This is a genomic window from Cereibacter sphaeroides 2.4.1, assembly GCF_000012905.2.
In the GTDB taxonomy this organism is placed as follows: domain Bacteria; phylum Pseudomonadota; class Alphaproteobacteria; order Rhodobacterales; family Rhodobacteraceae; genus Cereibacter_A; species Cereibacter_A sphaeroides.
Genome location: NC_007494.2, coordinates 575680 through 601198 on the forward strand (window position 1 = coordinate 575680; position 25519 = coordinate 601198).

Genomic DNA, 25519 nt, shown 5'->3' on the forward strand with positions numbered 1-25519 from the left:
GTGGAGGGCGTCCGCCTCGATCTCTGCCTTCTGGCCGACATCCGGGCAGGAGATGTCGCGGCGCCCTGCCATGCGGCGGCGGCGGAAGCGGTCGCGGCTGCGGGCTACCGGGTGGGGGTTCTGCCGGTGGCGCCCGGCTCCATCGCGGCCGATCCCTTCCGACTGGACGAGGGCTTCTCCCGGCTCTTCGCCAGCGGCCGGGCCTGCCGGCTGGCACCCGGCGATGCGGTCGACTGCACGCTGGTGTTGGCCTTCGACGCCCGCCTGTTCGCGGCGGGCCCCCTGCCCGGCCTGCGGATCGGCGCGGCGCGGCGGCTCGTGACCGTCGAGCGCGCGGCCGCGCTGGCATCCCTGCCCTATGCCGATCTCGAGCGGCTGGCCGAGGCCGCGCGCCTCGCGCTCGGCGGCCCGCCGGTCTGGGCGCCCACTACCGCCGTCGCCCGCGAGGCCCTGACCTTCGCCGTGCCCGACTGGCCGCTTACGCCCGAGGACTGGCTGCCCGTGGCGCCGCCGCTGGCAGAGGCAGGGCCGCGGGCCACGCATCGCGGACGACCGGCCATCGGCGCGGCGCGGATCGCGCGGGTCCGGCCCGGGGCGGCGCTGCCGCGGGGCGCTGTCCCCCTGCCCCTCTGGCGCCTTCGCCTGTCGCCGGACGGCGAGCGCCCGTCCTGGCCGCCCGCCGCGCCGGTCGAGATCTGGCCCGACGACCGGATTTCGCTGGCGGACTTCCTGCCGCTCGTCGATCTGCTCGCCAATGCCGACGAGGCCGCCGACGATCCCTGCCCGGTGGAGGCGCTGCTCGCGCTGCGCGCCGGGACCGTGCCCTATCTGCCCGACGGCTGCCGGAGTACCTTCGGTGCGGCCGCCCTCTACGGCGCACCCGGGGACGTGGCGCGACGCGCGCTCGACCTGCAGGCAGAGGAGGGGCTGGCGCGTAACCTGCGCGCGGCCGGGGCGGAGGCGCTGGCGGGGCGGTTCTCGCCCGAGGCCTTCCTTGCCCGGCTCGCGCCCCTTCTTGGCCCGCCGCGGCCCGCGCCCTTCGCGCCCGCCGTACTGGCGCGCCCGCCGGCGCGGGTGCTGTTCCTGTCGACGAACGGCGTCGGCATGGGGCATCTCACCCGGCAGCTCGCGGTGGCGCGGCGCCTGCCGGGCCGGCTCGAGCCCGTGTTTCTCAGCCATTCGCAGGCCGTCGACGTGGCCCGCAGCTTCGGCTTTCCGGCCGAGCATCTGCCCTATCACGCGGCCTCGGGCGAGGCGCGAGCGCACTGGAACGCGGGCCTTGCGGAGACGCTCGGCGCGGCCATCGCCTTCTGGCAACCGGCCGGGCTGGTCTTCGACGGCAACGTGCCCTTCGCCGGGCTGATGGCCGCGCTGGAGGAGGCGCCCGACCTCGCGCGGATCTGGATCCGCCGCGGCCTCTGGGGCGCGGGGCGCGATCCCGAGGCGCTGGAGCGCGGCGCGGCCTTCGACCTCATCCTCGAACCGGGCGAGCCGGCCGCGGCGCTCGACGAGGGACCGACCGCTGTGCGCAGGGGCGAGACGCGCGGGGTGGCGCCCGTCCGGCTGCTCGATGGCGCCGAGATCCCGGGCCGCGCCGAGGCCTGCGCGGCGCTCGGGCTCGACCGCGCGGCGGTGAACGTGCTGATCGCGCCGGGCTCGGGCAACAATTTCGCGACCGGCGGGCTTGCCGCGCGGGCTGTCGCGGCCCTCGCCGGGCGGCGCGGGATCGGCATCGCGGTGGCCCGCTGGATGATCTCGCACGAGGCCCCGGAGCTGCCGGCCGGAGTGGTGGCGCTGACCGGCTTTCCCTTCGCCCGCCATCTGGCCGCCTTCGATTTCGCTCTGGCGGCGGCGGGCTACAACAGCTTCGTCGAACATCTGGAGCGCGCGCTTCCGACCCTCTGGACGCCGAACGAACATGCCGAGCAGGATCGGCAGATCGTCAGGGCCCGCTGGGCCGAGCGGCAGGGACTGGGCCTCACGCTGCGTCTGGGCGAGGAGATGCGGCTTGGCACGGCGCTCGACCGGATCCTCGATCCGGCCGAACGTGCGGCGTTGCGCGCCGCGGGCGCGTCCACGGCCGAGGCGCTCGCGGCCCGCAACGGGGCGGTCGAGGCCGCGGAGGCGATCGCCGCCCTCTGCGGCACTGCCATCGCGCGCGGGCGCTAGGCGCGGGCCGGCGGGCGAAGATCAGGCCTTGCGCAGCTTCGCCTGCTCGAGCGACCAGTATTCCATGTCGAAGAGGTCGCCCTCGGAGATCGGCGTGAAGCGGCGGTAGGTTTCGGCCGCATTCACCACGCGGCTCGTCTGTTCGAGGAGATCGCCCGCGATGCGCGCGGCCTTGCCATTGGCGCCCACGCCCCAGCCGCCGAGCCCCGGCACGAGGACCACGCGCGGCAGCGGATCGAGCATGATCTTCGCCTCGGAGGCGTTCGGCGCATTGCGGTCGAAATAGGCGCGGTACTCGGCCTCGAACGCATCGAGCGCCGCCTCGATCTCGGCCGGTCCGGCCGTGGGTTCGAGCAGCATGGGAAAGGGCTTCAGCCGGATCACATGGTCGGGCGTGGCCGTGCCGCGCCGGGCAAGCTCGGGCAGGTCCGCGCGACCGAGATAGCTGCGGATCGAGGGCGAGGAGCGGAAGTCGAGCGACGGATCGGCCCCGAGCGCACCGCGCGCCGCCAGCGCCGCGCGCAGGTCCGCGGCCAGCCGCTCGGGCGCGGTCCCGTCGTTGGCCTCGGGCCCGGGCAGCGGCACGCCTCGGGCGGCAAGATGCTCCTCGGCCATCGTCACGAAGCCGATCATGCGCTCGTAGCTTTCGCGGGCCGTCTCGGCGAAGGTGAAGAGCCCGTGCTGTTCCAGCCAGAGCCCCTCCACCGAGGGGTCGCGCGCGAAGGCCTCCCGGCAGGCGTGGCTGAGCGCATAGCCAGGCATCACATAGGGCACCCAGCCCACGCGCCCGCCGAAGAGCTCGGCCACCACCGGTTCCATGTCGGCCTGATCGGCTAGCGCGAGGATCGCGGTCGCATGGGTATGGTCGACGAAGGCCTGCGGCATGTAGGCATGAAGCAGCGCCTCGACCGACGGGGTGGGCGCCGCGGGATCGAGCAGATGGGCGCGCAGGAGGGCCACCATCTCCTCGTCGGACATCTGCGGCACGTCGCGGGTCTCGAGGAGCGGCGCGAGATGCATGGCGGGCAGGCCCGGCGCCTCGATGTCGCCCAGATCCCAGCCCGAGCCCTTCACATGGATGAGCATCCCCTCGGGCGAGGGGATCTTGACCGAAGTGTTGCCGCCACCGTGGAGGACGAGATCGGGATCCTGCCCGATCAGGCGCGAGCTGTAGACCCGGAGGCCCAGTTCCGCAGGCTCGCCCCGCGCCCGGGCTTCGGCGGCGAAGGTCTCCGCCTCGGTGTCGTTCCAGCGGCTCTGCATGGCATTCTCCCTGTCATGGGGCGGGGGCGCCTGAGGCGCCCCCGCGATCCGAGGCCCTGGGCCTCAGAAGTCGAAATTGTCGATGTTCTCGGCGGTGAAGACAGTGCGCTCGGGCAGCAGGATGATGCCGTTGCCCTCGGCCTCGTAGTCGTAGCCCTGCACCGAGTTGGGCGAAACCTCGACCGAGCCGATGCCCGGCACTTCGAGGCTATCGCCCACATTGAGCGGGCCGTCCTTCAGCACATGCGCGGCCACAGCGACCGAGATGGCCCCCTGCTGCGTCACGTCCCAGAGGCCGAACCGCTCGACGGTGCCGCGCTTGACATAGGGGCGCATCACGTTCGGCGTCGAGAAGCCCACGATCGTCACCTCGCCCGCCCGGCCGAGGTTCTCGGCCGCCTGCGCCGAGGCCGGCAGCGCGTTCGCGTCGGGCGCGATGATCGCATCGAGATCGGGATAGGCGCTCAGGATGCTCTCGGCCGTCTGCAGCGACTTCTGCGCGTCGTTGTAGCCATACTGGGTGGTCACGATCTCCCAGCCCGGATGGTCGGCCGCGATCCTGGCCTTGGCGGCCTCGGCCCAGGCGTTCTGGTCGGTGACGGTCGGCGAGGAATAGAAGAAGGCCACCTTGGCCTTTTCCTTGCCCTCGAGCCCGTCATTGGCCATGTCGACCAAAAGGCCGCCGAGCTGCTCGGGCGTGCCCTGGTTGATGTAGTAGGAGCGGCAGTCGGGGTTCACGTCGCTGTCCCAGGTCATCACCAGCACGTCGCGGGCCATGGCCTGCTTCAGCGCGGGGCAGAGCCCGTCCGGCGAGACCGACGAGAGCACGATGGCCCCGTAGCCCTGATTGACGAAGTTGTTCACGAACTGGACCTGCCCCGAGACGCTGGGCTCGGTCGGGCCGTCGTAGGTCACCTTGACGCCCAGCTCCTCGCCCATCTTCATCGCGCCGTTGCCGCCCGAGGTGAAGAAGCCCACCCCGACCAGCTTCGGGATGAAGGCGATCTCCTGCGCGGCCGCCACATTGGCCGCCATCAGTCCTGCGGCAACCGTGCCGAGCAGCCTCACCGTCTTACGCATCTGTTCTCCTCCTCCGTTGATCGTCTGGCCGCGGTCAGTCGGCCCGCCGCAGCCGCACCGGTATGAAGTCCCGCAGCAGCTCGGCGCCGTGGCGCAGGGCGACGACGAGGACCAGCAGCGCCCCGGACAGCGCGCTGGAAATCTGGCTCGGCACGCCGCTCATCTGCAGGCCCTGCTGGAGGTAGCCGATGATGAAGGTGGCGATGATCGTGCCGAGGACGGAGCCCTGCCCGCCGTAGATCGAGGCACCGCCAAGGACGGCCGCGGTGATCGCGGGCAGCAGCGTGGCGCTGCCGAGATCGACGCGGGCCGAGCCGAAATAGGCCGAGAGCATCAGCCCCGCGAGGGCGGCGGCAAGGCCGGTCAGGACATAGGTCACGAGCTGCACGCGGAAGACGGGCATCCCGGAATGGCGCGCGGCCTCGGCGTTCTGGCCGATCTGGAACACGAGCCGACCGAACCGGGTCAGGTGCAGGAGCACGAGAAGTACCGCCGCGAAGACGAGGAAGACGACGAGCGGCATCGGCAGGCCCAGCACTTGGGCATAGCCGAGCGCGGTGAAGGTCTCGGGAAAGCCGCCGATCCCCTCGTAGCCGCTGGCGCCCACGACGCCCGACAGGACCGTCGCCGCGCCCGAGAACATGTAGAGCGAGCCCAGCGTCACCACGAGCGGCTGCAGCCGGGTGAGCCGGATGATCGTCGCATTGAGCAGCCCCGCCGCGGCGCCGGTGGCCAGACCCACGGCCAGCGACAGGGGCAGCGGAAGGCCGAAGAAGTTGGCGATGCCGAAGGCGATGGCCGCGAGGCCCACGGTCGAGGCGAAGCTCACGTCGATGCCGCCTGCGATGATGACGAGCGTCAGCGGCACCGCCACGATCCCCACCTGCACGAAATCCGAGGTGCCGAAGAGAAGCGACGAGGGTCTGAGGAAGCGCGGGTTGATCATGCCGAAGATGGCAAGCTCGGCCAGCAGGATCAGGAGGAGCAGCACCTCCCAGCGCATCAGATGGCGGTTCATGCGGCATCCTCCAGATCGCGGGCGGGCGAGATCCTGTGGCTCGAGCGGCGGTAGCGCGCTGCGCGGTCTCGGGCCTCGAGCGCGATGCGCAGCCGCCCGTCGATCAGGAGAACGGCAAGCAGCATGGCGCCGCCGATCAGGTCGTTCCAGTAGGCGGGGATGCGCAGGAAGACGAGCGAGGTGTCGATCGAGGTGAAGAAGATCACGCCGATCACCACGCCCGCCACGGTGCCCACGCCGCCCAGAAGGCTGACCCCGCCCAGCACCAGCGCCGCGATGGCGCGCAGCTCGATCCCGCTGCCGGCCTGGTTCGGCACGAAGCCGATCTGTGCCGCGAAGGCGATGCCCGCCAGCGCATACATCGCGCCACCCCAGACGAAGACCAGAAACTCGATCCACTTCACCGGCAGGCCCAGATGGTGCGCGGCCGCGCGGTTGTCGCCGGTGACGAAGACCCAGCCGCCCCGGCGCGAGCGGAGGAACAGCCAGACGGCGACAATGGCCGCGGCCGTCACCATGCCCATCACCGAGAGGCCCGCGAAGGACTTGGCGCCGAGCGCCTTCAGATCCTCGGGCAGATCCTCGATCCATTCGCCGCCCGTGGCGATCAGCATCACGCCGCGGAAGAGACCGAGCGTGCCGAGCGTCGCCACGATCGAGGGCACGCGCAGCACGGCGACGAGAAGCCCGCTCAGCGCCCCGGCAAGGATGCCCGTCCCCACCGCCGCGGCGGAGGCCAGCGGCAGCGGCAGGCCCTGGTTCAGCGTGAGGCCCAGCGTGACGGCCGAGAGGCCCAGCACCGATCCCCCCGAGACGTCGATGTTGCGCGTGAGGATGACGGGGAAGATCCCCAGCGCCACCAGCATGAGGACGAGGCCGTTCGACCAGATGATGCCGGCGGTGCGGACCGAGAGGAACCCCGGTGCGGCCGCGCCCACGGCCAGAAGGACGAGGACGGTCACGATGAAGAGCGTCGCGACCCGGTCGCGGGCGATGCGGTCAAGCATGGGCGGCCTCCCCGGCCTCGAAGGCGAGTTGGGCGATCTCGTCGGTCGAGGCGCCCGCCGGGAGCTCTCCCGCCAGATGCCCGCCGGCCATGACGGCGATCCGGTCGGCCAGCCGCCGCACCTCGTCGAAGTCGGACGAGATGAGCAGGACCGCGGTGCCCTGCTCGGCCAGATCCTCGATGATGCGGTAGATGTCGTTGCGCGCGCCCACATCGACGCCGCGCGTGGGCTCGTCGAGGATCAGCACCTTGGGCGCGGCGGCGAGGCACTTGGCCAGGAGCACCTTCTGCTGGTTGCCGCCCGAGAGGCGGCCCACCGGCTGATCGGCCTCCTCGCAGCGGATGCCGAGCTGCGCGCGATACTGCTCGAACCGGCGCCTCTCGCGCCCGGGGCGCAGGAAGAAGGGCAGCGTGCCATGCACCAGCGACGAGACGTTCCAGTAGAGCGGCGCCTCGAGAAAGAGGCCGTATTGCTGGCGATCCTCGGAGAGATGCACGAGCCCCGCCCGCATGGCATCGGCCGGTCCGCGCGCGCGGAAATCACGGCCGCCCAGCGTGACGCTCCCGCCCGCGGGCGCGCGCAGGCCCACCAGCGTCTCGGCAAGCTCGGTCCGACCGGCGCCCACGACGCCGGTCAGCCCGAGGATCTCGCCCGGCCGGAGCGAGAGCGAGATCTCGACGAAGCCCTCGCCGCTCAGCCGGTCGAGCGTCAGCACCGGCGCCCCCGCAATCTCGCGCATCCGCTCGCGCGCATCGAGCGCGGTGACGCCCGGGCTCATGGCCGCGAGGATCTCGGCATCGGGGCTCGTCTCCATCGCCTCGGCGAAGACCACATGGCCGTCGCGGAGCACCGTGATCCGGTCGGCCACGGCGCGCAGTTCGTGCAGCTTGTGCGAGATGAAGACGAGGCCGTGGCCCTCGGCGCGCAGCGCGCGCATGTGGCCGAAGAGGGTCCTGACCTCGTGCGGCGTCAGCGCCGAGGTGGGCTCGTCGAGGATCAGCACCTTCGCCTCGCGCAGGAGCCCGCGCAGGATCTCGACGATCTGCCGGTCGGCGATCTCGAGCGTGGCGGCCTTGGCGTCGGGCGAGAGCGACACGCCGAGCTGCGCGATCAGCGCCTCGACCCGCGCGCGGTAGGCGCCTGCGGGCTTCGGCATCCCCACGGCGATGTTCTGCAGCACGGTCTGGTTCGGAAAGATGTGCGCTTCCTGCGGCACGAGATAGAGGCCCATGGCCTGCGCCTGTGCGGGCGTGGCGGGCACCAGCGGCGCACCGCCCAGCCGCACCTCGCCGCCCGACGGTGCGACCAGCCCCGCGAGGATCTTCATCAGGGTCGACTTGCCCGCGCCATTGCCGCCCAGCAGCGCATGGATCTCGCCCGCGCGGACCGAGAAATGGACGCCCTTGAGCACGCGGACGGCCGCGTAGCTCTTCGAGACGGACCGCAGTTCGGCGAGCAGCTTGTCCATAACGCCTCCTCACGTCGTGGCCCCGGCAGGACAGACGGTTGCCCGTTCATTTGTCCTTTGCCGTTACATTTTGTGCAAGACCATCACGATCTGTCAATCTCATTTTGCCAGATTTTCATGCTGCACCGCAGATAAACTCGGTGATTGACTTGTTCATATGTTTATTTGACAACTAATATGATCGTAGCCCAAGCGCGGCGGAAAGGGACGGCATCCATGGCGGAACAGACCCGGAGCGACTTCGACGAAGCGCTCATGGCACGCGTGGCCTGGCTCTATTACAACGACGGGCTGACCCAGAACGAGGTGGGCGAGATCCTCAACATCTCGCGCATCAAGGTCTCGCGGCTGCTCGATCAGGGGCGCAGCTCGGGCCTGATCCAGGTGCGGATCAACTCGCGTCAGCAGGGCTGTCTCGAGCTCGAGACCCGGATGAAGCGGGAATTCGGGCTAACCGACTGCCGGGTGATTCCCGAGAGCCCGGTGGAGGATGTGAACCTGCGCGTGGGTCAGGCGGCCGCGCAGTATCTCATGCAGAAGCTCGCCTTCGGCGAGACGATCTCGGTCGGCTGGGGCGAGACGGTGACCCACTCGATCCGGATGCTGGGCCACACCGCGCAGGAGCGCAGCATCGGGCTCTATTCCCTCACCGGCGGCGTGCAGACCTATGTCGAAGGGATGCGCGAGGCCAACTGGCATCGCAATGTGAACATCATCCCCGCCCCGCTCGTGGTCTCGACCCCCGAGCTTGCCCGCGCGCTGATGCAGGAGCCCGCGATCGCGGCGCTCATGGCCCGCGCGCTCGAGGCCGACTACAAGCTGGTGGGGATCGGCGGCCTCGGCGAAAGCGCCACCGTGGTCACGCAGGGCTATATCTCGGCGGGCGAGATCGACCCGCTGCGACGCGGCGGGGCGCGCGGCGACATCCTCTGCCGCTTCTACGACCGCCGCGGGCAGGACATCGGCGTGCCGCTGCACGAGCGTGTGGTGGGGGTCGATCTCGACCAGCTCCGCCGCTCCGAGCGCGTGATCGGCGCCGCGGGCGGGCCGGCCAAGACCGGCCCCATCCTCTCGGCCCTGCGCGGCGAGATCCTCGACATTCTCATCACCGACGAGCCCACGGCGCTCGCCCTTCTCGACGCGGCGGAGGCCTGACCCATGCCCTATTTCCTCGCCATCGACGCCGGAACCGGCAGCGGCCGCGCCGTCCTCTTCGACGAGACCGGCGCCGAGATCGCGGCCTCGGGTCAGGAATGGTGGCATGTGGCCGACCCGCGCTACCCCGGCTCTATGGATTTCGACACCGAAGGCAACTGGGCCATTCTCGCCCGCTGCTGTCGCGAGGTGATCGCGCGGAGCGGCGTCGATCCCGCAGAGATCCGCGCGGTCAGCGCGACCGCCATGCGCGAGGCCTTCGTGCTGCATGACGCGACAGGCCGCGAGATCTGGGCCTGCGCCAATGTCGATGCCCGCGCGGGCGCCGAGGTGCGCGAGCTGAAGGAAGACCATCCGGGGCTTGAGGCTCAGATCTATGCGCGCTCGGGCCAGACCTACGCGCTCGGCGCGCTGCCGCGGCTGGCCTGGCTCCGCCGCCACGCACCCGAGACGCTGGCGCGGGCGCGCAGCCTCACCATGCTGTCCGACTGGATCCTCTACCGGCTCTCGGGCGAGCTGACGCTGGAGCCGTCGAACGGCGGCACCACCGGCCTTCTCGATCTGCGCACCCGCGCGCCCCTGACCGACGCGCTGGCCACCGTGGGGCTGCCCACAGACCTCTTCCCGCGTGGCGTCACCACCGGCGAGGTGGTGGGCGAGGTGCAGACGGCGGCCGCCGCCGAGACCGGCCTCGCCCCCGGCACGCTGGTCGTGGCGGGCGGCGGCGATTGCCAGACGGGCGCGCTTGGCTTGGGCATCGTGCGCGAGGGCGACTGCGCCGTGCTCGGCGGCACCTTCTGGCAGCAGGTGGTCAATGTTCCGCTGACGCTCACCGATCCGACCATGAACCTGCGGATCAACCCGCACATGGTGGCGGGCCTGAATCAGGCCGAGGCCATCAGCTTCTTCGTGGGCGCCGTGATGCGCTGGTTCCGCGACAGCTTCGGACAGGGCCGCGACTATACCGCCCTCGAGGCGGATTCGATGCAGGTCCCTCCGGGGGCGCACGGGATCATTCCGATCTTCTCCGACGTGATGCGCTACGGCGACTGGTTCCACGCCGCGCCGTCGCTGCTGAACCTCTCGCTCGATCCGGCGGCCTCGGGGCCTGCCGCGATCTTCCGCGCCCTGCAGGAGAATGCGGCCATCGTCGCGCGGCGCAACCTCGAGAGCGTCTTCGCCCTCACCGGCCACCGGCCCGAGCGGCTGGTCTTCGCGGGCGGCGCCGCAAAATCGGCGCACTGGTCGCAGATCCTGGCCGACGTCACCGGGCTCACCGTCGTCACGCCGGAGGTCAAGGAGGCCACCGCGCAGGGCTGCGCCTCGGCCGCGGCCACCGGTGCGGGCCATTTCGCCTCGCTCGCCGAGGCGGGCGGTGCCTGGATGCGGATCGACCGCACCTTCACGCCGGATCCCGCGCTCCGCCCGCTCTACGACGAGGCCGGCGACCGCTGGGCCCGCGCCTATGCCGCGCAGCGCGGCCTCGTGCAGGACGGCACCGCCACCGCCATGTGGCGCGCCCCCGGCACCTGACGATTCTCCCTTCCAGAAAGGACTAGGCCATGCTGATCCAACTCGTGAACATCAAGGTGCAGGACGGCACCCGCGAGACCTTCCTCGAAGCCTTCCGGCTGAACTGCGACGGCACCCGGAAGGAGCCGGGCAACATCCGCTTCGATCTGCTGCACGACCCGGCGGACGAGAACAATTTCTTCGTCTACGAGATCTTCGAGAGCGAGGCGGCCCTCGATGCGCACCGGCAGACCGACCATTACCAAACCTGCGTGAAGATGATCGATCCGATCACGCTGGGCGGGCGCAGCAAGACCTATTTCACTCCCGTCCTGGTCCAGGAGCGGGCGTCGGCCTGACGCCGGGCAGGCGGCCGCTCCGCCGTCTGCGCGCTGCCCGACCGGTCCCGGCTGCGGAGGATCCTCCGCAGCCGGTCTTCTTGCACCCGGCATCCTCCCGTGGCCGAGGGGATGGCGAGGCAAGACCTTCCCGGCGGATCGGTCGGGACGACCCGGATGAAAAAGCGCTGACGGTCGGGGGACTTGCCGGCGGAGCGCCAAGGGCCCGGGCCCGACCGGTGACGCAAGAGCTCTGACGGCGTGAACCCGCGACGGACGCGCCTCTTCGCGGATACCAGCAGGCAGGCGGATCTGCGCCCGAGATGCAAGAAGGGCCGGAGGCGTCGCGCGCCGGAAGGATCGGCCGAGCGCGAGCGCTCTGCGCTATGCCCCGGGGTCGGGCTGCGTTAGGCTCGCCGTGAGAAAGAACAAGGAGCGCTCACATGCCGGAAGGCAAGATCGACACCGCCACCGCCCGCCGCAGCCTCGTGGTGCAGGGCTTCACCAACAGCGTCCTCGACCCGGCGGCCCCGATGCTCGGGCCGCTGGAGAACGGCGGCACCATCATCGCCAACACTGCGCCCGGCTGCTGGGGCCCGATGATCACCCCGCGGCTGCGCGGCGGGCACGAGGTCACGCAGCCGGTCCATGTCGAGGGCGCGGAGCCCGGCGATGCGGTGGTCATCCGCATCCGCGACATCACCGTGACCTCGGTGGCGACCGCGAGCGGCCACGACAGCTCGCCCGAGGGCTTCTGCCTCGGCGACCCCTACGTCGCCGCGCGCTGTCCGGTCTGCGACACGGTCTGGCCGGAGACCCATGTCGAGGGGATCGGCCCGGAGGCGGTGAAATGCGACGTCTGCGGCCATGCAGTGACGCCGTTCCAGATCGTCCACGGCTACACGGTCGTCTTCGACGAGACGCGGGCGGTGGGCGTGACCCTGCCCCCGGCCGCAGCCGAGACCATCGCCCGCGATGCCTCGCATTATGCCGCCCTGCCGGACCAATCGGCGCAGCATTCGATCCTGACCTTTGCCCCCTCGGACATGGCCGGCGTGATGGTGCGGATGCGGCCCTTCCTCGGCCAGCTCGGCACCTGCCCCTCGAAGGCCATGCCCGACAGCCACAATGCCGGCGACTTCGGGGCCTTCCTCGTCGGCGCGCCGCACGCCTATGCGATCACCGCCGAGGAACTGGCCGAGCACAAGACCGACGGCCACATGGACATCGACGCGGTGCGACCGGGGGCGATCCTTGTGGCACCGGTCAAGGTGCGCGGCGCGGGCGTCTACATGGGCGACATGCACGCGGCTCAGGGCGATGGCGAGATCGCCGGGCATACGATGGACGTGGCGGGCAGCGTGACGCTTCAGGTCGAGGTGCTGAAGGACTGGCCCATCGATGGGCCGGTGCTCTTTCCGCTGGCCGAAGACCTGCCGCCGCTCGCGCGGCCCTTCTCGGCGGCCGAGCGTGCCAAGGCCGAGCGGCTGGCGGCGCACTGGGGCGTGAGCGAGCTCGAGCCGTCGGCGCCGGTCTCGGTCATCGGCACTGCGGCCACGATGAACGCCGCCATCGAGAACGGGCTGAGCCGGGCGGCGACGCTCCTCGGCATGACGGTTCCCGAGGTGCGCAACCGCGCCACCATCACCGGCGCGATCGAGATCGGCCGCGCACCGGGCGTGATCACGGTGACCCTGCTCGCGCCGATGTCGCGGCTCGATGCGGTGGGGCTCGGCGACTATGCGCGGGAGCAATACGGGCTCTAGGGGCCGTGCGTCAGGCCGTGTGGGGCTGGCCTCTCGCGGCGCCTCTGCAGAGATCCTGCACGGATCCGGCAGGCCGGGGAGACGGCCTGCCGGATACCGGGAAGCGAGATCCGATGACGGCTGCACCGGCAACCGCCCCGGGCTGCGGCCAGAGAAAGCGCACGGGCGGCACACAGGCGTGTGCCTTCCGCGCGCCTCCCTGCCACCGTCAGAACAGGAAGTCGGACATGTCCAGCTGCGCGAGCTTCATGTTCTCGAGCACGACCTGCGTGTCCGCCGACAGGGTGAGGACCACGTTGCCGCCGACCTGACGCGCGTCGTCGATCACGGCCTGAACCTGCATCCGGGTGAAATCGTCGAGCTCCAGCCGGTCCTGGCCATTGGTGAAGTCGGTGATGCGGTCCCGGCCATCGCCGCGCTCGAATTCGAACACATCGCGGCCCGCCCCGCCCGTCAGCACGTCGTTGCCCGTCCCTCCGTCGAGCCGGTCGTTACCCGAGCCGCCATGGAGCCGGTCCGCGCCGGAGCCGCCCTCAAGCTCGTCGTTGCCCGCGCCGCCCCAGAGCCGGTCGTTGCCGGCATCGCCCTCCAGCTCATCGTCGCCGGCGCCGCCCGACAGGATGTCGTCCCCGCTGCCGCCTTCGAGATCGTCCCGTCCGGTCCCGCCCCACAGACGGTCGTTGCCGAAGCCGCCCTTCAGCTCGTCATTGCCGGCCCCGCCGTAGATCCGGTCATTTCCGCTGCCGCCATAGATGATGTCCCAGGCATCCGTGCCCTGCAGAATGTCGTTCCGGGCGGTTCCCTTGATGCGCGCCATGCGGCGTCTCCTCTTGCTGTTGCCTGAAGGGTCCGGTCGAGGACCTCGACCCCGTCGTCGCACAACGTGGCTGACGGCACTCTGATCCCTGCCGTCAGCGCGATGTCAGGTTCGCTCCGCTAGACCGGCGGACATGCGCCTGCTTCTCCTCCCCTTTCTCCTTCTTCCCTCCGCCGCCGGCAGCCAGGACAGGGCTCTCGCGCCGCTTCCCGACCACGAGGCCGCGCGCCGCGGCGTGGAGCGGGGCGAGATGGTGCCGCTCGGCAGCCTGATGCCACGCATCGAACGCGAGTTCGGCCGCGTGCTCGAAGTGGAGCTGGAAGAGGCGGACGACGGCCGGATGGTCTACGAGTTCGAGATCCTGCGCTCGGACGGCCGGCTGATCGAGGTGGATGTCGATGTCGTCACGGGTCTTGTCGTCGAAGTGGAAGACGAGGAGGATGACGACGATGATGACGATGACGATGATGACGACGGGATGGAGTGATGCGCGCGCTGGTGGTCGAGGATGATGCGCGGATCGCGCAGGATCTGAGCGTCGCGCTCGGCTCGGCCGGCTTCAGGGTCGAGACGGCCGCAGACGGCGAGACCGCGTGGTTTCTGGGCGGGACAGAGGGCTACGATCTGATCGTGCTCGACCTCGGCCTGCCGAAGCTCGATGGCCTCGCCGTGCTGAAGCGATGGCGGGCGGAAGGCGTGGAGATCCCGGTGCTGGTGCTGACGGCGCGGGGCACCTGGACCGAGCGCGTGGAAGGCATCGATGCGGGGGCCGACGACTATCTGCCCAAGCCCTTCCGGATCGAGGAACTGGTCGCCCGCGCCCGGGCGCTCGTGCGCCGCTCGACCGGCCGGGCCGCGCCCCTGCAGAGCGTGGGGCGGCTCGCGCTCGACATGAACCGCATGACCGCGACCCTCGACGGCCTGCCGCTCGGCCTCGCACCGCTGGAGTTCCGCCTGCTGGCCTATCTGATGCTGCACCGAGACAGGGTCGTGCCGCCGACCGAGCTTCTCGAACATCTTTACGGCGACAACGATGCCCGCGAGGCGAATGCCCTCGAAGCGGTGGTGGCGCGACTGCGCCGCAAGGTCGGGCGCGGCGTCATAGGCACGCGGCGCGGCTTCGGCTACCAGCTCGAAGCGGGCCCGTGAAGCTCCGGTCGATCCGGCTCCGGCTCGTCGTCGTCAATGCTCTGGCGCTTGCCCTTGCACTTGCGGCGGCCGCCTGGGGGCTGGCCCTGCTGTTCGACCGCCACGCCGAGCGCGTGGCCCTGTCGGCCCTTGCGGCCCGCGCCGATGCCCTGACAAGCGCGCTCGAGCGCGATCCCGGCGGCACCCTGCGGTTTCTCGCGCCTTCGGGCGACCCGGCCTACCAGCAGCCGCTCTCGGGTCATTACTGGCAGGTCTCGTTCGACGGCAGGCTGCTGCGCTCGCGGTCGCTGTGGGATTACGTCCTTCCCCTGCCCGAGGACGCGCCCTCGCCCGCGCGCACGGGGCGACCGCTCACCCTGCCGGGGCCGCAGGGCGAGGCGTTGCTGGTCCTTGACCGGACGGTGCAGATCGGACCGGGCGCGGACGCGGCCCGGGTGCGGATCTCCGTGGCGCAGGATCGCGCCGAACTTTCCCGCGCGCAGCAGTCCTTCCTGCGCGAACTGGCCCCGTTCCTTGCGATGCTGGCGCTGGCGCTGGTCGCGGCCGGGGCGGTGCAGGTGACGCTGGGGCTCCGGCCGCTCGCGGCCATCGGCCAGCGGGTCGGCGCGCTCGCCGCGGGCCGGGAGCGGCGGATCGGGACCGACCTGCCGACGGAGGTCCTGCCGCTCGCGCGCGAGATCGACACCCTCCTCGAGGCCCGCGAGCAGGAGCTGGAACGGGCGCGGAGCCGCGCGGGAGACCTCGCGCATGGGCTGAAGACGCCGCTTCAGGCGCTTCTCGGCGAGGCGATGCGGCTGCGCGCGCGGGGCGAAGAGGCGGCGGCGCGCGGCATCGAGGAGGTGGCCTCCGGCATCCAGCGCCATGTCGACCGCGAGCTCATGCGCGCGCGGATCATGCGCGACCGCGCCGGAACCGCGTCCGATCCGGCGGAAGCCGCCCAGAGGCTGATCCGCGTCCTGCGCCGGACGGAGCGGGGGTCGGCCCTCACCTGGCAGCTCGAGGCCGAGGAACGGCTCCTCGTCCGGCTCGAGAGCGCGGATCTGACCGAGGCGCTGGGGCCGCTGATGGAGAATGCCGCCACCCATGCCGCAGAGGCGGTGCGCGTGCGGATCGCCGCCGCGGGCACGTCGGTCGCGATCCATGTCTCCGACGACGGCCCCGGAACGCCGGACATCGAGGCGATCCGCGGGCGCGGCGTGCGCTTCGACACCCGCAGCGGCGGCCACGGCCTCGGGCTCGCCATTGCGGGCGACATCGTCGAGACGGCGGGCGGCGAGCTTCGCCTGCGCAACCTTTCGCCGGGGTTCGAGGCGACCCTGATCCTGCCGGCCGCCGCCTGACCCGCCGGTCGGCGCGCTTCGGCAGGGAGGGCAACGATCCGGCGGAGGCCGGAGGCCGGGAGATCGCCTGCCGCATCCTGCAGGACGAGGAGCGACCTCGCAGGACCCCGACCTCCCCGGCCCACACTGTCGTCTCGCCGCTTCGTCACCCGCGTCAGCCGGGCAAGCTGCGCAGGTCGGGGCAGTCCCCGCCCCGGATGTGCCGGACGCGCGGCTTTCACAGCTCCGGGTTGCGTGCCGCGCGAAAATCCTGTCAAACCGGAAGCGCTGGAGCGCCCGGTCCGTGGGCCGGAGCCCGTCGACCCCCCAACGGAGGAGGCGGATGCGGCAGCCGTGCTCCCCCACAATGCCGAAGGAGGCCGCAGGAGATGACATCCGTGAGCAGCCGCTCTCCGCAGGAGGTCGTGCAGGTGGCCCGTGCGCCGCTGACGGATCCGAAGGCCCGTAGCGGGATCGGGCAGGGGAATGCGGCTCGGGGCCCGGTCCCTTCGGCGATCCCGATGGCCGAACAAAATCGGCGCGGGGCGATTGTCCGCCCCGGCGGGGCGCCCGCCGCCCTCCGTGCGTCGAGGCCATGATGCAGGACTGCGAGAAACTTCTCGACGAGCCCGGACGGCTGGCCGCCGTCCGGCGCTATGCCGTGCTCGATACGGCGCCGGAAGAGCCGTTCGACAAGCTCACTCGGCTGGTCTGCAACGTGCTCGAGGTGCCGTATGCGGCGGTGACCCTCATCGACGCGGACCGCCAGTGGTTCAAGTCTCTTGTCGGTCTGAGCGGGTCCGAGGGCCCGCGCCACGAGTCCTTCTGCACCCACACGATCAAGACGCGCGACCCGATGATCGTCCCCGACGCCACGCTCGATCCGAGGTTCCGGGACAGTCCGCTGGTCACGGGGGCGGCCGGCATCCGCAGCTACCTCGGCGTTCCGCTCGAAACACCGGACGGCTACAATCTCGGGGCGCTCTGCGCCGTCGATACCGCCCCCCGGACCTTCAGCACCTCCCAGATCGAGATCATGAAGAGCTTCGCCTCGCTGGTTCTCGACGAGCTGGAACTCCGGCAGATCGCGCTCAGCGACGCGCTGACCGGCGCCATGACGCGCCGCGGCTGGCTTGCCGCGGTCGAGAAGGAGATGGCGCGCGGCGCGCGTCAGGGGACGCAGGCGGCCATCGTCCTCTTCGACGTCGATCACTTCAAGGCGATCAACGACACCCATGGACATGCGGTGGGCGATGCCGTGCTGCAGGCCCTGACGCGGCGCTGCCTGCTGCATCTGGGCCCGGCCGATGCACTGGGACGGATCGGGGGAGAGGAGTTCGCGGTGCTGGTGCCGGACGCGGGCCTGCCCGAGGCGATGGAACTGGCAGAGCGCCTGCGCCGCAGCTTCTCCGACGCGCCGATCGAGGTGGCGGGCCAGGCGCTCCGGGTCACCGCCAGCTTCGGGGTGCAGGGCCTCGATGGCGACACGGGCAACGCCGGAAGCTGGCTGGCTGCCGCGGACCGGCGGCTCTACGAGGCGAAGGCGGCCGGCCGCAACCGCTGCCACGGCGGCTGACCGGCCGCGGCCGCGCCTTCTGCGGACCACGGCGAAGGGGTGGCAAAGGCCCCTCGGACCGGTTGCCCGCGGCCCTCGCGAGCGTGAGGACAGTCATGAGCCCGCGTCGGGACCGTGGCTGCGCGCGCGGCGGTGGGCGCTCGGCGTCTCGTGAAAGGCACGGCGGAACTCGCGCGAGAAATGGGCCGCATCGGAGAAGCCTGCGATATGGGCGATCTCGGTGACGGGCAGCGTGCCGGCCGAGAGCAGGTAGCGCCCGTAATTCAGCCGCATCTGGCGGAAGGCCGCGTTCGGCGTCTGCCCCAGCGCCTGAAGGAAGATCCGCTCGAGCTGGCGGACCGAGACGCCGCAATAGCGCGCGATGGCGCCGACCGAGGGCGGATGGTCGAGCTGCTGCTCCATGAAATGCAGCGCGCGGCGCAGGCGCGGGTGGCTGTCGCCCGGAGGGAGCTGATAGAAATGGGCCTGCGGCATGGTGGCGGGGCGCATCTGCGAGAGCATCATGTGCCGCATCACCTGCTGCGCCCGGTCCTGTCCGCAGTGGCGCATGACGAGATAGAGCGCGAGGTCGATGGCCGCGGTCGAGCCCGCGCAGGTGATGACGTCGCCCTCGTCGATGAAGATCCGGTCCACCGAGATCTGGGCGCGCGGGAAGAGCGCCTTGAAGGGCTCGGCCACGTTCCAGTGGATGCAGAAGCGCCGGTCGCCGATCAGCCCCGCACGGGCGATGGCGAAACTGCCGGTGCAGATGCCGAGGAGCCCCACCCGCGCGCGGTGGGCGCGCTGGATGAGCTGGGCCAGCTGCGGCGCGGGCGCGGCGTCGGCGAAGGAATTGCCGCCGCAGATGGCGATATAGTCATAGTCCTCGGGAACGGGCAGCCCGTCCTCGGTGGCCACGCGCAGCCCGCAGCTGGCCATGACCGGGCTGCGGTGCTGGGCGAAGACCTTCCAGGCGACGCGGATCTGTCGGCTTTTTGCAGCATCGTCGGCTGCCAGCCGCAGCGCATCGATGAAGCCGGAGAAAGCGGCAATCGTGAACTTATCCTGCAATATCAGGGCGATGGAAAGCTCATGACGCCGTGCGGCAGCGGGTTTCATCGCGAGAGGCTCCGGTCGGGCATGTCGATAATGTTCAATCATGTGGCCGATGCATTCAATGGGATATGTCACATCGCTGCTAGGCTTCCTCCCAATCAAGAAGACTGCGCATCCACAGACAGGGAGTTCAAAACATGATGGATCGGGTTTGCAGGCTGTCGCTCGCGGCGCTGCTCGCGGGTTCCGGCGCCGCCTACGCGGACGGCTCGACGCTGACCGTCGCCTACTACGGCGGCAACTGGGGCGAGGCCTTCGACGCCTGCGTGGCGCAGCCCTTCACCGAGAAGACGGGCATCCGGGTGGTGGCCGAGATCGGCAACTCGACCACCACGCTCGCCAAGCTGCAGCAGCAGTCGGGCGATGCGGTGATCGACGTGGCCTATATGGACGGCGGGATCAGCGAGCTCGCCCAAGAGGCGGGCGTGCTGGCCCCCATCGATCTCGCCGCGATCCCGAACGCGGCCAGCTACCTGCCGCAGGCCGTCTACAAGGCGGGCGACGAGGTCTTCGCGGTCAGCGCGGGCTATTACTCGCTCGGCCTCATCTACAACACGTCGGAAGTGACCGAGACGCCGGACACCTGGCTTTCGCTCTGGGACGAGAGCTATGCGGGCGCCGTGGCCCTGCCCTCGCCCAGCAACTCCTCGGGCGTGCCCTTCGTCCTGTTCCTCGCCCGCTCGGTGCTGGGCGACACCTCGGAATCCCTCGATCCGACCTTCGCCAAGCTGAAGGAGCTGGACACGGGGCTTCTCTTCGACAGCTCGGGCGCAGCCTCGAACGCCTTCCAGAGCAGCGAGGTCATCATCGGCGCCCATTTCAACGTCGGCGCCTGGGATCTGACCGACGGCGGCCTGCCCATCGGCTTCAGCGTGCCGAAGGAGGGCGTCTGGGCCACCGATGCGCGGATGCATGTGGTGAAGGGCACGAAGAACCCCGAGGGCGCGGCGCAGTATCTCGACATGGCGGCCTCGCCCGAGGCGGCGGCCTGCCTGGCCGAACGGCTCTATCTCGGCCCGCCCGTCACCGGCGTCACGCTCGCGCCCGATGTCGAGCGCAAGCTGCCCTGGGGCGAGGGCGGATCGGTCGAGAAGCTGCATCTGTCGGACTGGACCGAGGTGAACGCGCGCCGCGCCGCCATCGTCGAACGCTGGAACCGCGAGATCGCGAACTGAGATCCGATGACCCTCCTCGCCATCTCCGACATCACCAAGAGCTTCGCGGGCCACAAGGCGCTCGATCATGTCACGCTCGACATCCGGCAGGGTGAGTTCATCTCGCTGCTCGGGCCTTCGGGCTGCGGCAAGACCACTCTCCTGCGCACGGTCGCGGGCTTCATGACCGCGGACAAGGGCCGGATCCTGATCGATGGCGAGGATGTCTCGCGGCTGCCGCCCGAGCGGCGGCCGCTCAACACGGTCTTCCAGAACTATGCGCTGTTCCCGCACATGACGGTTCTGGAGAACGTGGCTTACGGGCCGCGGCGGGCGGGTCTTTCGCGCGCCGAAGCGGACCGGCGGGCCGAGGAGGCGCTCGAGATGGTGGGTCTGGCCGCCATGTCCCGCCGCAATCCCGCCGCCATGTCGGGCGGCCAGCAGCAGCGCGTGGCGCTGGCGCGCGCCATCGTGAACCGGCCGAAGCTCCTCCTGCTCGACGAGCCGCTGTCGGCGCTCGATCTTCAGCTGCGCAAGCGCATGCAGATCGAGCTGAAGCAGCTTCAGGTGCAGCTCGGCATCACCTTCATCTTCGTGACCCACGATCAGGACGAGGCCATGGCCATGTCCGACCGCATCGCGGTCATGTCGGCCGGCCGGCTCGAGCAATGCGACGCGCCCGAGGCGATCTATCGCCGTCCTCGGACGCGCTTCGTGGCCGAGTTCATCGGCGAGGCCAACTTCCTGCCGCTCGACGGCACGGGACCGGAGGGCGTGCTGCGCCCCGAGGACCTCAGGGTCCTTGCCGAGGGCGAGGCGCTGCCGCCGGGCTGGCGCGGCCTGCCCGCGCGGGTCACGGGCGTGACCTATGTGGGCGGCACCAGCAACATCTATCTGGCCGACGGTCCGCGCGAGCTTCTGGCGCGCAGCTACGGTCTGCCGCCCGCGGGGATCTCGGCCGGACGGACGGTGCAGGCGGGCTTCGATCCGGCCAACCTGCATCCGCTGGGAGCCTGAACCCATGGCGTCCGCCCGCCTCACCCTCTTCTGGCTGCTGGCGCTGCCGGTGCTGGTCTTCACCGGCTTCTTCCTGATCCCGCTCGGCGTGGTGCTCGTCTCGTCCTTCACCGATCCCGAGGCCGGGCTCACCCTTGCCCATTATGCGCGGATCCTGCTCGACGCCTACCACTGGCAGGTGATCGCCACGACCTTCCGCATCGCGATCTTCTCGACGCTGATCTGCGTGGCCCTCGGCTATCCGCTGGCCTGGTATCTGGTGCGGATCGTGCAGGTGCGGAGCTGGCGGCGCGCCTGCGTCATCCTCCTCGTCCTGCCGCTCTTCACCTCGAACATCGTCCGCTCCTTCGGCTGGATGGTGCTTCTGGGCCGCAGCGGGCTCGTGAACGACGCGCTTCTGTCGCTGGGCCTGATCGACCGGCCGGTGCGCTTTCTGGGCACCGAGACCGGCATCCTGATCGGCATGGTCTATATCCTGCTGCCCTTCACGGTGCTGACCATCGGCACGGCGCTGGCCCGCGTCGACCGCGGGCTCGAGCAGGCCGCGCGCGATCTGGGCGCCACGCCCGCCCGCGCCTTCTGGACCGTGACCTTTCCCCTGACCCTGCACGGGGTGATGGCCGGCGCGATCATCGTCTTCTCGATGGCGATCAGCGCCTATGTGACGCCCGCGCTGCTCTCGGGGGGCAAGGTCACGGTGCTCGCGATGCTGGCCTTCCAGCAATATTCGACGGTCTTCGATTTCCACTATGGCGGGGCGCTCTCGATCACGCTCCTCGTGCTGACGCTGGCGCTGATCGGACTGGCCTCGCGGATGACGCGCGGCAGGACGCCCGGCGCGGGAGGACACTGACATGGCCGCGCGTCTCGCCGTCCGGGCGCTTGCCCTCCTTACCCTCGCCTATCTGGCGCTGCCGCTCGTCGTGGTGATCGGCGGCTCGCTGACCGAGACCAAGTTCCTGAGCTTCCCGCCGCAGGGCCTGACGCTCGACTGGTATCGGGTGGTGCTGCACGATCCGACCTATGTGCGCTCCTTCCTCACGAGCGCGGTGCTGGCGCTCGCCGCCACGCTCTTCGCGCTGGTGATCGGGCTGCCCGCGGCCATCGCCATCGCCCGGCACAGCTTCCGCGGCAAGGGGCTCCTGAGCGCCCTCCTGCTGTCGCCGCTCGTGCTGCCCCATATCGTGATCGGCGCGGCGCTGCTGCAATACGGTTCGGCCATCGGCCTCGTGCGGAATTTCCCGGCGCTCCTCGTGGGGCATGTGGTGATCGTGACGCCCTTCGTGCTGCGCACGCTCTTGCCGCATTTCTCGCCGGGCCAGCGCGCGCTCGAAGAGGCCTCGCGCGATCTGGGCGCTTCGGGATGGACCACCTTCCGCCTCGTCACCCTGCCGCTGATCCGGCCGGGGCTCGTGTCGGGCGCGATCTTCGCCTTCATCACCTCGTTCATCAATGTCGAGCTGTCGATCTTCAACACGACGGCGGCGCTGAACACGATCCCGGTGCAGCTCTTCAACTACGTCCAGTATTCCGTCGATCCCTCGATCGCCGCGGTCTCGGCGCTCACGATCCTCGCCGCCGCCGTGGGCATCGTGCTGATCGACCTTCTCATCGGTCTGGATCTCTTGCCCGACAAGTGATCCCGGCCCCTCCGCCCCAGCCATCATCCCACAGGAGACAGACATGCGCGTTCAGGACGTGTATAACGTGATCTATACCCATACGGAGGGCGAGCCGCTCTGCATCATCTACAGCGGTGTCCCCTACCCCGCGGGCTCGACCATCCTCGAGAAGCGCGCCTTCCTCGAAGAGAACTACGACTGGCTGCGCAAGGCGCTGATGCGCGAGCCGCGGGGCCATGCCGACATGTTCGGCGTCTTCCTGACCCCGCCCTCGTCGCGCGACTACGATGCGGGCCTGATCTACATCGACGGCAAGGAATATTCCCACATGTGCGGCCATGGCACGATCGCCGTGGCGATGGCGATGGTGGCCAACGGGCTTGTGGCCCGCGATCCCTCGGGGCTGACCCGCATCCGCTTCGAGACGACGGCGGGCCTCGTCGTGGCCGAGGTGGCGCACGAGGGCGACCGCGTGCTCTGGACCCGGTTCGAGAACGTGCCGGCCTATGTGGCGGCGCAGGACATCGCCTTCGAACTGCCGGGCTACGGGCCGCTGAAGGCGGATCTCGTCTGGGGCGGCAACTATTTCGGCATCATCGACCTGCGCGGCACGAGCCTCCGGATCGCGCCCGAGAACGGCTCCGAGCTTTCGCGCATGGGTCTGATCGCCCGCGAGGAGATCCGCAAGAAGGTGAAAGTCCAGCACCCGACCGAGGCGCATATCAACAATCTGAACTTCGTGACCTTCTGGCACGAGCCCACCATCGAGGGCTGCCTCTACAAGAACGTCCATGTCTTCTCGGCAGGCCAGCTCGACCGCTCGCCGGGCGGCACCGGGACCTCGGCCATGATGGCCTATTTCGAGGCCCGGGGCGTGATCGGGCTGAACCAGCCGATCACCTCGGAGGGGCTTCTGGGCTCGGGCACCTTCGAGGGCTGCCTGATCGGCGAGACGACGCTCGGCACGGTGCGCGCGGTGCGCCCCACGGTGAAGGGCACGGCCGGGATGCTCGGAACGGCCAGCTGGACGATCAACCGCGAGGATCCGGTGGACGCGGGCTTCCTCGTCCTCTGACCCGCTTCGGTCGGCCCGATGGGCCGGCCGCTCCCCGCCGGGCTGCCGACGCGGCAGGCCCGGCATTCTTCCCTCGGGGCGGGACAGATTCAGGTCGGCGGAGGCCGGGACGGGTGGCCTGCTCCGCCTGCACAGGTTCTCGTCGATGAAACATGCGACGTGGCGGATGAAGGCGCAGAGCTTACCCAGGCGCCCGGCCATGTCGGGCAAGGGTGGTCTGGCCTGTCGGGCAAGGCGGCCTCGCCCGGCTCACGGGCAGCTTGGCCCGAGCCTTGCCGGGCGCGGACGCCCGCTCAGGCGACGCGCGCCGCGATGATCCGGTCGAGCCAGCCCACCGCCATGTCCGGGACCGAGGCCAGGAGCCGTTCGGTATAGGGCTCGTGCGGCGGGGCGAAGACCCGGTCCTTCTCGCCCTGCTCCACGATGCGTCCGTGCTGCATCACCACCACCCGGTCGGCGATGGCGCGCACCACCTCGATGTCGTGGGTGATGAAGAGGTAGGACACGCCCAGACGCTCCTTCAGCCCGATCATCATCCGCAGCACGTCGGCCTGCACCACCTTGTCGAGCGCCGAGGTGATCTCGTCGCAGATGATGAGTTCGGGCCCGGCCGCGAGAGCCCGCGCAATCGCCACGCGCTGCTTCTGGCCGCCCGAAAGCTGGCCCGGCAGGCGCTCGGCATGGCTTTCGTCGAGTTCGACCATGCGCAGAAGCTCGATCAGCCGCTTCTCGCGCGCAGCCCCCCGCAGCCCCTGATAAAGGGTCAGCGGCCGGCCCACGATGGCCCGCACCGTCTGGCGCGGGTTCAGCGCGGTATCGGCCGACTGGTAGATGATCTGGATGCGGCGCAGAAGCTCGAGCGGGCGCTGCCGCAGCTTCGGAGGCAGCGCCGCTCCGTCGAAGAGCGCTCGCCCCGCCGAGGGCGCCTTCAGCCCCGCGATCACCCGGCCGAGCGTGGACTTGCCCGAGCCGGATTCGCCCACCAGCGCCACCGTTTCGCCGCGCCCGATCCGCAGGTCGATGTCGCTTAGCACATCGAACGTGCCGAAGCGCGCGCCGAGCCTCTCGATCGACAGGAGCGCCGCAGCCGTCGCCCCCTCCACGGCCGCCTCGTTCGCGGGCATCTCGTGGACCGCCCAGAGGCTCTGCGTGTAGGGATGCTCGGGGTGATCCATGATGGCGGAGATCGGCGCCTCCTCCACCACCTCTCCATAGCGCAGCACCGCCACGCGATGGGCGATCTGGGCCACGACGGCCAGATCGTGGGTGATGTAGATCGCGGCCACGCCGAATTCCTCGATCACCTTGCGGATCGAGATCAGCACCTCGACCTGCGTCGTCACATCGAGCGCCGTGGTCGGCTCGTCGAAGACGATCAGCGCCGGATTGCAGATCATCGCCATCGCGACCATGGCCCGCTGCAGCTGGCCGCCCGACACCTGATGCGGGTAGCGCGCGCCGAAGTTCTGCGGATCGGGCAGCTGCAGCGCGGTGAACAGCGCCACCGCCCGCTTCTCGGCCTCCGCGCGCGACAGGCCGCCCCGGTCGACGGCCACGAGCGTGATCTGATCCATCAGCCGGTGCACCGGGTTGAAGGCGGCCTGCGCGCTCTGCGCCACATAGGCGACCTTCGTGCCGCGCAGGCGGCGGCGCTCTTCCTCGGGGATGGCGAGCAGCTCGATATCCAACAGCCGGACCGAACCGCCGCTCGCCCGCGCGCCCGGCCGCAGGTAGCCGAGAGCTGCGAGCCCCACGGTGGACTTGCCTGCGCCGGATTCTCCCACGAGCCCCAGCACCTCGCCCTTGCAGAGCGAGAGGCTCACCCCCCGGACGATCTCGGACCAGCTGTCGGAGGATTTCGCCTCGATCCTCAGGTCGCGGATCTCGAGCACGGCGGGGGACGGTTCGACGGCCATGGC

Annotated in this window: 22 protein-coding genes; 14 read left to right on the forward strand and 8 right to left on the reverse strand. The window is 70.3% G+C overall.

Annotation, left to right across the window (positions count from 1 at the left end; all coding sequences use genetic code 11):
• Window positions 1-2169, forward strand: coding sequence for an antifreeze protein, type I (locus RSP_RS18145; protein WP_011339364.1), 2169 nt, complete (start codon window positions 1-3; stop codon window positions 2167-2169).
• 21 nt (window positions 2170-2190) lie between these two features.
• Here the strand turns inward: RSP_RS18145 and RSP_RS18150 are convergent, their stop codons facing one another.
• The 5 genes from RSP_RS18150 to lsrA all read right to left on the reverse strand — a co-directional run bounded on the left by RSP_RS18150 (window position 2191) and on the right by lsrA (window position 8005).
• Window positions 2191-3432 (reverse strand): class II aldolase/adducin family protein, encoded by a 1242-nt coding sequence (locus RSP_RS18150; protein ID WP_011339365.1) that lies wholly within the window; start codon window positions 3430-3432, stop codon window positions 2191-2193.
• A gap of 63 nt (window positions 3433-3495) precedes the next feature.
• On the reverse strand, window positions 3496-4512 hold the full coding sequence (gene lsrB, locus RSP_RS18155) for an autoinducer 2 ABC transporter substrate-binding protein LsrB (RefSeq protein WP_009564137.1): 1017 nt from the start codon (window positions 4510-4512) through the stop codon (window positions 3496-3498).
• Window positions 4513-4546: 34 nt separating this feature from the next.
• The gene (locus tag RSP_RS18160) at window positions 4547-5530 is read right to left on the reverse strand and encodes an ABC transporter permease subunit (RefSeq protein ID WP_011339366.1); all 984 of its coding nucleotides are present in this window, start codon (window positions 5528-5530) and stop codon (window positions 4547-4549) included.
• A complete protein-coding gene (locus RSP_RS18165) occupies window positions 5527-6537 on the reverse strand; it encodes an autoinducer 2 ABC transporter permease LsrC (protein WP_011339367.1) in 1011 nt (336 codons plus the stop codon). The genes RSP_RS18160 and RSP_RS18165 overlap by 4 nt, the downstream gene beginning before the upstream one ends.
• Window positions 6530-8005, reverse strand: a complete 1476-nt coding sequence (gene lsrA / locus RSP_RS18170) for an autoinducer 2 ABC transporter ATP-binding protein LsrA (protein WP_011339368.1) — start codon at window positions 8003-8005, stop codon at window positions 6530-6532. The genes RSP_RS18165 and lsrA overlap by 8 nt, the downstream gene beginning before the upstream one ends.
• A 216-nt stretch (window positions 8006-8221) precedes the next feature.
• Between lsrA and RSP_RS18175 the strand changes: the two genes are divergently transcribed.
• The 4 genes from RSP_RS18175 to RSP_RS18190 all read left to right on the forward strand — a co-directional run bounded on the left by RSP_RS18175 (window position 8222) and on the right by RSP_RS18190 (window position 12776).
• Window positions 8222-9160: a sugar-binding transcriptional regulator gene (locus tag RSP_RS18175; RefSeq protein WP_011339369.1), complete on the forward strand. Its 939-nt coding sequence runs from the start codon at window positions 8222-8224 to the stop codon at window positions 9158-9160.
• Window positions 9161-9163: 3 nt separating this feature from the next.
• Window positions 9164-10693, forward strand: coding sequence for an autoinducer-2 kinase (gene lsrK, locus RSP_RS18180; protein ID WP_011339370.1), 1530 nt, complete (start codon window positions 9164-9166; stop codon window positions 10691-10693).
• Window positions 10694-10722: 29 nt separating this feature from the next.
• The gene (locus RSP_RS18185; RefSeq protein WP_002724357.1) at window positions 10723-11031 is read left to right on the forward strand and encodes an antibiotic biosynthesis monooxygenase; all 309 of its coding nucleotides are present in this window, start codon (window positions 10723-10725) and stop codon (window positions 11029-11031) included.
• Between the two features lie 422 nt (window positions 11032-11453).
• Entirely contained in the window at window positions 11454-12776 is a 1323-nt protein-coding gene (locus tag RSP_RS18190; RefSeq protein WP_002724359.1) for an acetamidase/formamidase family protein, read from the forward strand.
• Between the two features lie 208 nt (window positions 12777-12984).
• Here RSP_RS18190 and RSP_RS18195 read toward each other — a convergent pair whose 3' ends face one another.
• A complete protein-coding gene (locus RSP_RS18195; protein ID WP_002724361.1) occupies window positions 12985-13593 on the reverse strand; it encodes a calcium-binding protein in 609 nt (202 codons plus the stop codon).
• A 133-nt stretch (window positions 13594-13726) separates the two neighbouring features.
• Between RSP_RS18195 and RSP_RS18200 the strand changes: the two genes are divergently transcribed.
• The 4 genes from RSP_RS18200 to RSP_RS18215 all read left to right on the forward strand — a co-directional run bounded on the left by RSP_RS18200 (window position 13727) and on the right by RSP_RS18215 (window position 17637).
• Window positions 13727-14080, forward strand: a complete 354-nt coding sequence (locus tag RSP_RS18200; RefSeq protein WP_011339371.1) for a PepSY domain-containing protein — start codon at window positions 13727-13729, stop codon at window positions 14078-14080.
• On the forward strand, window positions 14080-14742 hold the full coding sequence (locus tag RSP_RS18205) for a response regulator (RefSeq protein ID WP_011339372.1): 663 nt from the start codon (window positions 14080-14082) through the stop codon (window positions 14740-14742). Before RSP_RS18200 ends, RSP_RS18205 begins: the two co-directional genes overlap by 1 nt.
• Window positions 14739-16082: a sensor histidine kinase gene (locus RSP_RS18210; RefSeq protein ID WP_011339373.1), complete on the forward strand. Its 1344-nt coding sequence runs from the start codon at window positions 14739-14741 to the stop codon at window positions 16080-16082. Before RSP_RS18205 ends, RSP_RS18210 begins: the two co-directional genes overlap by 4 nt.
• A gap of 574 nt (window positions 16083-16656) precedes the next feature.
• Complete coding sequence (locus RSP_RS18215; protein WP_011339374.1) at window positions 16657-17637, forward strand: sensor domain-containing diguanylate cyclase; 981 nt, start codon at window positions 16657-16659, stop codon at window positions 17635-17637.
• A 93-nt stretch (window positions 17638-17730) separates the two neighbouring features.
• Here the strand turns inward: RSP_RS18215 and RSP_RS18220 are convergent, their stop codons facing one another.
• On the reverse strand, window positions 17731-18735 hold the full coding sequence (locus RSP_RS18220) for a GlxA family transcriptional regulator (protein WP_011339375.1): 1005 nt from the start codon (window positions 18733-18735) through the stop codon (window positions 17731-17733).
• A gap of 134 nt (window positions 18736-18869) precedes the next feature.
• On the opposite strand from RSP_RS18220, the gene RSP_RS18225 reads away from it, so the two are divergent.
• Genes RSP_RS18225 through RSP_RS18245 form a run of 5 tightly spaced genes read left to right on the forward strand, consistent with a single transcriptional unit; the run spans window position 18870 to window position 23600 of the window.
• A complete protein-coding gene (locus RSP_RS18225) occupies window positions 18870-19907 on the forward strand; it encodes an ABC transporter substrate-binding protein (protein WP_011339376.1) in 1038 nt (345 codons plus the stop codon).
• 6 nt (window positions 19908-19913) lie between these two features.
• Window positions 19914-20903, forward strand: a complete 990-nt coding sequence (locus tag RSP_RS18230) for an ABC transporter ATP-binding protein (RefSeq protein ID WP_011339377.1) — start codon at window positions 19914-19916, stop codon at window positions 20901-20903.
• Window positions 20904-20907: 4 nt separating this feature from the next.
• Window positions 20908-21756, forward strand: a complete 849-nt coding sequence (locus RSP_RS18235; protein ID WP_011339378.1) for an ABC transporter permease — start codon at window positions 20908-20910, stop codon at window positions 21754-21756.
• A 1-nt stretch (window position 21757) separates the two neighbouring features.
• Entirely contained in the window at window positions 21758-22543 is a 786-nt protein-coding gene (locus RSP_RS18240) for an ABC transporter permease (RefSeq protein WP_002724379.1), read from the forward strand.
• Window positions 22544-22586: 43 nt separating this feature from the next.
• The gene (locus RSP_RS18245) at window positions 22587-23600 is read left to right on the forward strand and encodes a proline racemase family protein (protein ID WP_011339379.1); all 1014 of its coding nucleotides are present in this window, start codon (window positions 22587-22589) and stop codon (window positions 23598-23600) included.
• 293 nt (window positions 23601-23893) lie between these two features.
• On the opposite strand, the gene RSP_RS18250 is transcribed toward RSP_RS18245, so the two are convergent.
• Complete coding sequence (locus RSP_RS18250; RefSeq protein WP_011339380.1) at window positions 23894-25516, reverse strand: ABC transporter ATP-binding protein; 1623 nt, start codon at window positions 25514-25516, stop codon at window positions 23894-23896.
• Window positions 25517-25519 lie beyond the last annotated feature (3 nt).

Coding starts and splice junctions, on each gene's coding strand:
- lsrK (WP_011339370.1), top strand. CDS start 9,164: ATGCCCTATTTCCTCGCCATCGACGCCGGAACCGGCAGCGGCCGCGCC.
- lsrA (WP_011339368.1), bottom strand. CDS start 8,005: ATGGACAAGCTGCTCGCCGAACTGCGGTCCGTCTCGAAGAGCTACGCG.
- RSP_RS18185 (WP_002724357.1), top strand. CDS start 10,723: ATGCTGATCCAACTCGTGAACATCAAGGTGCAGGACGGCACCCGCGAG.
- RSP_RS18200 (WP_011339371.1), top strand. CDS start 13,727: ATGCGCCTGCTTCTCCTCCCCTTTCTCCTTCTTCCCTCCGCCGCCGGC.
- RSP_RS18150 (WP_011339365.1), bottom strand. CDS start 3,432: ATGCAGAGCCGCTGGAACGACACCGAGGCGGAGACCTTCGCCGCCGAA.
- RSP_RS18230 (WP_011339377.1), top strand. CDS start 19,914: ATGACCCTCCTCGCCATCTCCGACATCACCAAGAGCTTCGCGGGCCAC.
- RSP_RS18160 (WP_011339366.1), bottom strand. CDS start 5,530: ATGAACCGCCATCTGATGCGCTGGGAGGTGCTGCTCCTCCTGATCCTG.
- RSP_RS18165 (WP_011339367.1), bottom strand. CDS start 6,537: ATGCTTGACCGCATCGCCCGCGACCGGGTCGCGACGCTCTTCATCGTG.
- RSP_RS18240 (WP_002724379.1), top strand. CDS start 21,758: ATGGCCGCGCGTCTCGCCGTCCGGGCGCTTGCCCTCCTTACCCTCGCC.
- RSP_RS18225 (WP_011339376.1), top strand. CDS start 18,870: ATGATGGATCGGGTTTGCAGGCTGTCGCTCGCGGCGCTGCTCGCGGGT.
- RSP_RS18190 (WP_002724359.1), top strand. CDS start 11,454: ATGCCGGAAGGCAAGATCGACACCGCCACCGCCCGCCGCAGCCTCGTG.
- RSP_RS18250 (WP_011339380.1), bottom strand. CDS start 25,516: ATGGCCGTCGAACCGTCCCCCGCCGTGCTCGAGATCCGCGACCTGAGG.
- RSP_RS18220 (WP_011339375.1), bottom strand. CDS start 18,735: ATGAAACCCGCTGCCGCACGGCGTCATGAGCTTTCCATCGCCCTGATA.
- lsrB (WP_009564137.1), bottom strand. CDS start 4,512: ATGCGTAAGACGGTGAGGCTGCTCGGCACGGTTGCCGCAGGACTGATG.
- RSP_RS18215 (WP_011339374.1), top strand. CDS start 16,657: ATGATGCAGGACTGCGAGAAACTTCTCGACGAGCCCGGACGGCTGGCC.
- RSP_RS18245 (WP_011339379.1), top strand. CDS start 22,587: ATGCGCGTTCAGGACGTGTATAACGTGATCTATACCCATACGGAGGGC.
- RSP_RS18195 (WP_002724361.1), bottom strand. CDS start 13,593: ATGGCGCGCATCAAGGGAACCGCCCGGAACGACATTCTGCAGGGCACG.
- RSP_RS18205 (WP_011339372.1), top strand. CDS start 14,080: ATGCGCGCGCTGGTGGTCGAGGATGATGCGCGGATCGCGCAGGATCTG.
- RSP_RS18175 (WP_011339369.1), top strand. CDS start 8,222: ATGGCGGAACAGACCCGGAGCGACTTCGACGAAGCGCTCATGGCACGC.
- RSP_RS18235 (WP_011339378.1), top strand. CDS start 20,908: ATGGCGTCCGCCCGCCTCACCCTCTTCTGGCTGCTGGCGCTGCCGGTG.